Raw genomic sequence first — 7,956 nt, 5'->3', positions numbered from 1 at the left:
CGCAAGCTAAGACAGATGGAACAACAGAAGTAAACAATGTAAATCCACAACCAGAAGCGAAGACAGCGGCTAAGAAAGCAGTAGAAGATGCATTAGCTGAGAAGATCAAAGCAATCGAAGCAAATAACGATCTAACTGATGAAGAAAAAGCTAAAGCTAAACAAGACGCACAAGCAAAAGCAACAGAAGCTAAGAATAACATCGATGCAGCAAGAACAAACGATGCAGTTACTCAAGCTAAGACAGATGGAACAACAGAAGTAAACAATGTAAATCCAGAAGCAGTAGCAAAAACAGAAGCTAAGAAAGTAATCGATGAAGCTCTGAAGGCTAAGAACGACGAGATAGATGCCCGTACAGACTTGACAGACGAAGAGAAAACAGCGGCGAAAGAAGAAGCTAAAGCTAAAGCCGATGCAGCAAAAGAAGCAATCGATAAAGCGACAACAAACGTAGAAGTAGGACAAGCTAAGACTAACGGAACAACGGAAGTAGCTTCAGTAGAGCCAAAAGCGTTAGTAAAATCTGCAGCTAAGAAGGCTATAGATGATAAGTTAGCAGAACAACTTAAAGCTATCGCAAATACTCCAGATGCCACTGATGAAGAGAAAAAAGCAGCAGCTGACCTAGCTAAACAATTAGCAGAAATAGCTAAGAAAGCTATTGATGAAGCTAGGGAAAATGCAGATGTGAAAAAATTACAAGATGACTCTAAAGTGGGAATTGAAGAAGCAGTGCCATTTGTAGAAGATAAACCTAATGCAAGAAAAGCGATAGATGAAGAAGCGAAAGTTAAGAAAGCAGCTATTGATGCCAGAACAGATATTTCTGATAAAGTGAAAGAACTTCTTAAGGCTGACGTTGATAAAATTGCAACACAAGCTAAAAAAGAAATCGATGCATCTTCAAGTGTTAATGAACTTAACAAGATAGAAGAAGCTAAGAAATCAGAAATCAAAGCTGTCGAAGAAGTTAGAGTTCCTGCTGAAAAAGTAATCGTAGTAGATCCGACTAACTTAAGGGATGAAGAAAAAGCTAAAGTATTAGCGGCTATTAAATCGGTAAATCCAGATGCGAAAGAAATAACACAAGATGCAAAAGGAAATGTTATAGTAATAACTGCAAATGGTCATAAACAAGTTATTTCAGCTGCACAAGTAACAAAAACAGAAGCAGATCTTGCTAAAGAAAATGCTGGAAATGCGGTTAATACACCTGTAGCTAAGACGGCTGTAACGGATCTAACTAAACTAATAGAAGCAGAGAAACAAGAGATTATAGCCAAAGTTAAGGCGGTAAATCCTGGAGCAACAGTAGCTATCGATGCAAAAGGTAATGTTATTGTAACTAATGGAGAAGGTTTAGTATTCGTACTTCCAGTTCTAGATTTAGTTATTCCGATGGATAAATTGACTGATATTACTGCGAATAGTAAGGTTAATACACCTGCAATAAGAACGTTAGTAGCGAATAAAGGAAGTTTAACGCCAGAAGAAATAGCTAAAATAAAAGCGGCTATTGAAGAAATTAATCCTGGAGCAATAGTTGTGGTAGATACAAAAGGAAATGCCACTGTTACTACAAAAGATGGCAAGTCTACGACGATTTCTTCAGATGTACTAGTGAAAGATGCTGCAGATGTAGCTGTTAAGAATAACGGTGAGAATATTAATCTTGACTTTGATAAAGAGGTAGTTGCGGATATTAACAATCTAACTGAATCTGATAAAGAAAAAGTTAAGTTCAAGGTGTTAGGCGCTATAAGAGAAGCGATAGAACTAGTCGTTGATGAAAAAGGAAATGTGACTGTAATTCTTAAAGATGGAAGAACATTTACTATTCTAGCTAAAGATATCTTTGAACAACGTAAAGAAGTAACTGTAAACTTACCGGAAAAAGTTAAGGTAAAAGATGCTTCAAACCTTACAGAGGTAGAAAAAGAAGCTGTTAAACAAGCTTTAATAACTGCAAATCCAAACTTAAAAGATGCTAAAATTACAATTTCAAACACAGGTGAAGCGACAATTGTTTACCCTGATGGTCAAGTGGTAGTAATTTCAGCTGAAAACTTAGTAGTTGCTGAGAAAGTAACAAGTGTTATCGTTGAGGATAATGTAGTAACTTATACAAAAGAAGATAAGAAACCTACGATAGATTATTCAAATGACAACAGACCTAAGTTCAATGCTAAGAAAGGTCAACGCCTAGTGAATACAGGAGAAGCTGAGACTAATACTGGATTAGCAGGACTAGGAATGGCGCTTTTAGGAGGATTACTTGCGGTAGCGAAACGTCGTAAGGAAAAAGAAGAATAAATATCTGAAAATCGATATCTAATAGTTTCGGTTATATACTAAATCCGGGGCATGGAAAAAATTCCAATCCCGGATTTTAATTTTATATACCAAAAGACAAAGAGCAAAAAAATTCTAAGTAACAAATATTGATGTTACTTAGAATTTTTTATTAATGGCTTTAGCCAGTTGAGGAGGCAAAGTCTCCGAAACAAAAAACCACCCGCTATGCGGGTGCGAGATAAAAGTTAAACAATTGAAAAATCATCCTTTCTTGATAAAATAAGAGTAGTTCAAGCTCTAAAATAAAGAAAGGATGATTTTAATTATGGCAAATAAACATAATAGTTTATCGCATACAAAGTGGTTATGTAAATACCATATTGTATTTACCCCTAAGTATAGACGAAAAATAGAATTTAATCAATACAAACGAGATATAGTAGATATAATAAAAAGGTTATGTAAGTATAAAGGAGTGGAAATAATAGAAGGACATATAATGCCAGATCATATACATTTGCAGTTATCAATACTACCGAAATATAGTGTATCAAGTTTTATGGGGTATTTGAAAGGAAAAAGTTCACTGATGATATTTGATATGCATGCAAACTTGAAATATAAGTATGGGAATAGAAAATTTTGGGCAGAAGGATACTATGTAAGTACTGTAGGTTTGAATGAAAGTACAATAAGAAAATATATCAGAGAACAAGAAACGCATGACATTACAATAGATAAATTGACAACAAAAGAATATACAAATCCATTTGGAAATAAGAAAAAGTAGATAAATCCGTTTAACGGGTAGCGGGCGTCAAAATACAATAGGGCTTGAACGAATGTGAAAGCCAGCGCCTTGAGGTGCGTGTTAGTAACAAAGGGTTATACCCGAAGAGAAAACCACCCCTTTTCAGGGGTGGTCATTATTTTTGTTATTTTGCTAAATTCACAACAGCTTTATTATTCTTGTTGTAAGAGATGTAAGTAAGAGTTAAGAATATTATTCCTAAAACAACTAAGATTAATATAGAATTGTTGTAAATTCCATCAGTTAAACCACCAAGAACAGCGTGGCGAACTGCCATGTCACCGTAGTAAACAGGTGTGAACGGAATTAATCCAGTGTATAGAGAAGGTAACATTTCTTTAGGGAATAGTGGTGTAGTTAGAACGAATTGTAAAGCTACAAATCCGATACTAATAGCATTACCAACTTTTCCGAACGTGTATGATAAGAAGTGTGTTATTATCATAAACACGATACCTGAAAGTATTAATCCGAAGAAATACATTCCGAAGTTTTGTATTCTAAAGTCGAATAATAATTTCATCGCTACAACTTCGATAAGTGTAGCTAATGCTGCAAATATAGACATTGACGCAAGTCTTGAAGTGAATAGACTATTTGTTGATTCCCCGTATTCTGCTTTACGAGCTGGGAATAGGATGTTAAATGCCGCAGCTGCGATTAGTAGTCCGAATACTAAGAAGAATGGAGCCATTGCGTTACCGTAGCTTGTTTCTTCTGAGATGTCGCTAATATTAGTTTTGATTGGGTTAGACATCATGTCTACGTTTTTGTCTCCAGTTTTAGCTGCTGATAGTTTATCAGCTCCGCTAGAAAGTTTATCTGCTAATAAACCAGACCCATCTTTAGCTTTATCTAATCCTGCGATTAACTCAGGAGCTTTAGCTTGCATGATTGTAAGAGCACTGTAAAGTTTATCAGATCCAGCTTTTGCAGTGTTAAGTCCGTTAAGTAGTTCCGGAGCTTTAGCCTGCATAGCAGTAAGTCCGCCGTGAAGTTTGTTAGCTCCATCTTTAGCGCTATTAACTCCATTAATTAATTCTGGGGCTTTGGCTTGCATAGCAGCAAGTCCGTTAGAAAGTTTTTCAGAACCGTCTTTAGCAGTGTTAACTCCGCCTATTAATTCCGGAGCTTTAGCTTGCATGATTGTAAGAGCGCCAGAAAGTTTTTCAGAACCAACTTTAGCGTTGATAAGTCCGTTAAGTAGTTCCGGAGCTTTAGCTTGCATAGCAGCTAAACCGTTAGAAAGTTTTTCAGAACCATCTTTAGCAGTGTTAACCCCGTTGATTAATTCTGGAGCTTTAGCTTGCATAGCAGCAAGTCCATTAGAAAGTTTTTCAGATCCTTCTTTCGCGGCGTTAACCCCGTTGATTAATTCCGGAGCTTTAGCTTGCATAGCAGCTAAACCATTAGAAAGTTTTTCAGAACCCGCTTTCGCAGCATTAACTCCATTGATTAATTCCGGAGCTTTAGCTTGCATAGCAGCTAAACCGTTAGAAAGTTTTTCAGACCCTTCTTTTGCAGCGTTAACTCCATTGATTAATTCCGGAGCTTTAGCTTGCATAGCAGCTAAACCATTAGAAAGTTTTTCAGACCCTTCTTTAGCACTGTTAAGTCCGTTAAGTAGTTCTGGAGCTTTAGCTTTCATATCTGTTAGTCCTTGATATAATTTTTTACCACCGTTATCAAGTTCTTTAATACCGATACTTAATTCTGGAAGTTTAGCTTGAAGTTTGTTAAGTCCTGCATTGATTCTTGCATTTCCGTTAACTAAAGCATCGATTCCACCAGCTAATTCTGGAAGTTTTTCATGCATTATGCTGATACCACCACCTAGTTTATCGAATCCGGCTTGTAGTTCAGATCCTTTAGCTGCAAGTGTTCCAACACCTTGTGCTAGCTCACCTGTAGTCATTGATGTAGTAAGAGCACTTACACCGTTAGTGTAATTTGTTACACCATCTTTAAGTTTTGGAGTAGCATTAGCAAGTTGGTTTAGACCGTTTGCTAAGTCCCCTGTTGTTAGAGAAGATACTGTAGCATCTACTCCACCTTTATATTGATTGAATCCTGCCATAAGGGTAGGAGTTTTTTCATTCATTATTGTTAGTCCAGCTTTTAATTGACCACTACCAGCAGAAAGTTTACCAACAGCGTCTTTGATGCTAGAAAAACCACTAATTGTTCCCTCAAGTTCAGAAGAAAGTGTATTTACATCGAATTTATCAAGTTGAGTTTGGATGTAGTTTAATCTTCCTACACGATATTTCATGCTTGAATATTTTGAGTTTGCGCTAGATACTGCTGAAGAAAGTTCAGCTTTAATCTGGCTATTGTTGTTACTGCTATTGTTTTGAACAGTAGTAGTTGGTTGAGCAGCAGGTGCTGGTGTAGCAGCAACATCGTTACGAGCGGCAGCAAGGATACTTGCTTTTTGCTCAGGTGTTAATTGCATTGATGATAATGTTTGCTCCAAGTTTGCAAAATTAGTGGCTGCAGGAGCTGGAGCAGGTGCTGCTGTAGTTGTAGTAGTCGTGGTAGATTGTGTTTCTATACGATCTACAAGAGCTTTTATAGATTCCAGTTGAGAACCTAATTCTGCAAAAGCACTGTTAAGTGGATTAAAATGTGTTCTATAAGTAAGTTTTAATCCTTTTAGTTTATCTAATGTAGAGTTTAGACTAGATTTCTTAGCTGCTAAATCACTATCACTAGGTAAGTTAGTGTTTAATGCGTTTAATCCTGTGTTTAGTTTGTCAGCTCCATCGACAAGTTTTGGAGTATTTTCAGAAAGTTTAGCTACTCCATCACCTAATGCAGCTCCACCTGCAGTAAGTCTATTAAGATCATCTTTTTTAGCTGCAAGTCCAGAATTGATTTGTGAAATACCGTCTGATAATCTATCAATTCCATTGTTTAATGTAGCACTTCCAGCATTCAGTTTTTCTAAATCTTCTTTTTTAGCTAGTAATTTTTCATTAAGTGTAAGAACACCGTTAGTATATTTTAAAAGTCCAGCTTGGAATTCTTTGCTTCCGTTATATAGAGAATTGAAACCAGAAGTAAGCATAATACTTTTAGCTTTAAATGTATCGAAACCGATAGTAAGTTTATTAGATCCTTCAGTAAGTTCATTTACACCGGAGATTAACGCGTCTTTTTTATCGTTTAATGAACTTAGTCCATCTGATAATCTTCCAGCTCCACTTTGTAATTGAGATACTCCATCACCAAGTTTAGCGCCACCTTCACTAAGACGAGAAAGTCCGTCAGTTAGGCGTTTAGAACCATTGGAAAGTTCGTTGACTCCATTGTTAAGTCTTTGCCCACCTTCACTAAGACGAGAAAGTCCGTCAGTTAGACGTTTAGAGCCATCAGAAAGTTCATTAACTCCATTGTTAAGTCTTTGTCCACCTTCACTAAGACGAGAAAGTCCGTCAGTTAGACGTTTAGAGCCATCAGAAAGTTCGTTAACTCCGTTGTTAAGTCTTTGTCCACCTTCACTAAGGCGAGAAAGTCCATCAGTTAGACGTTTAGAACCATTAGAAAGTTCATTAATTCCATTGCCAAGTTTAGCTCCTCCATCGCTAAGGCGAGAAAGTCCGTCGGTTAGACGTTTAGAACCATTAGAAAGCTCGTTAATCCCGTTACCAAGTTTAGCACCACCATCGTTAAGACGAGTTAGTCCGTTAGATAGACGTTTAGAACCGTCAGCAAGTTCATTAATTCCGTTACCAAGTTTTATTCCACCATCGCTAAGACGATAAAGTCCAGCAGTCAGTCTCCATGATCCTTCGGATAGTTGGTTAATACCGCTGCTAAGTCTTATTCCACCATCGCTAAGACGAGTTAGTCCATTAGAAAGTCGACCAGAACCGTCAGCAAGTTGGTTAATACCACTGCTAAGTCTTTGCCCACCATCGCTAAGGCGACCAAGTCCATTTGAAAGTCGACCAGAACCATCGGCAAGTTGGTTGATACCACTACCAAGTTTTTGGCCACCTTCACTAAGACGACCAAGTCCGTTGTTCAGTGTATTTGAAGCATCGGCTGCTTTGTGAAGAGACTCTCCAATCTCAGAAAACTTACTGTATAAAGTAGCTGTATAAGTTTTTACAACTTGATCCTTAACTGTGTTTGTTAAGTTACTTGCTACAGTTTCCATAATTTTTTCACCATTTTTACTTTTTGTAAAATTGGTAGTAAAGTCGATGTTCATTTTTTCTGGGTTATCGTTTGATAAAGATGTAGCATTTTTAGAAAAGTTCTCTGGAATTGTAACTACCATGTAGTAGTCTCCTTCACGAAGTTCTTTATCGGCTGTATCTTTATCGACGAATTGCCAATTTACTTTTTTGTTTTCTTTTAGTTTATCGACCATTGAATTCCCGACTTCTAGAGTTTTTCCATTAAAATCTACTTTTTGGTCTAGATTAACAACCCCGACTTTCATGTTTCCAGTGTTGTCATATGGATTCCAAACGGATTTTAGGAAGGTTCCTGAATATAAAACAGGAACTAGAAGAACGGTAGCCATGGTAGCTTTTAAACCTTTGCTTTTTAAAAGGCTACTAAATTCTTTTTTTATCATAATTCCTCCTAAGAAATTTCGTCGGCGAAATTCCATTATATTGAATTTGGATGATATGAGTTCATATCACTTAAAATATTTTACAACCTTATAAACTAAAAGTCAAAATATTTTAAAGCAATAGTGAATTAATAATAATTAATATTGAAGTATATTATGTATAATGGGGATAGAAATTATAACTATTAAACAGGTGTTTCATCTAATAAAACCTTTTATTGTTGAGTTTATAGTGAATAATTTAATTATTATGTAAC

The 7,956-nt window shown here is 36.4% G+C and carries 3 protein-coding genes; 2 read left to right on the top strand and 1 reads right to left on the bottom strand.

The window, feature by feature from the left end; all coding sequences use genetic code 11:
- Positions 1–2,315 (top strand): DUF1542 domain-containing protein (locus ACWOA3_RS07775; protein WP_456885151.1); only part of this gene is annotated, 2,315 nt, incomplete at its 5' end.
- A gap of 307 nt (positions 2,316–2,622) precedes the next feature.
- Positions 2,623–3,087: an IS200/IS605 family transposase gene (gene tnpA, locus ACWOA3_RS07770; RefSeq protein ID WP_456885149.1), complete on the top strand. Its 465-nt coding sequence runs from the start codon at positions 2,623–2,625 to the stop codon at positions 3,085–3,087.
- A 145-nt stretch (positions 3,088–3,232) separates the two neighbouring features.
- Here the strand turns inward: tnpA and ACWOA3_RS07765 are convergent, their stop codons facing one another.
- Entirely contained in the window at positions 3,233–7,699 is a 4,467-nt protein-coding gene (locus ACWOA3_RS07765; protein ID WP_456885147.1) for a YhgE/Pip family protein, read from the bottom strand.
- Positions 7,700–7,956 lie beyond the last annotated feature (257 nt).

This window comes from Gemella taiwanensis (assembly GCF_054054385.1).
Note: the sequence above shows the minus strand (reverse complement) of the source record. Positions and strands in the feature narration are given on the sequence as shown.

What these genes read in the sequence shown, in the direction of transcription:
- tnpA (WP_456885149.1), top strand. Translation starts at nt 2,623, where the DNA reads ATGGCAAATAAACATAATAGTTTATCGCATACAAAGTGGTTATGTAAA.
- ACWOA3_RS07765 (WP_456885147.1), bottom strand. Translation starts at nt 7,699, where the DNA reads ATGATAAAAAAAGAATTTAGTAGCCTTTTAAAAAGCAAAGGTTTAAAA.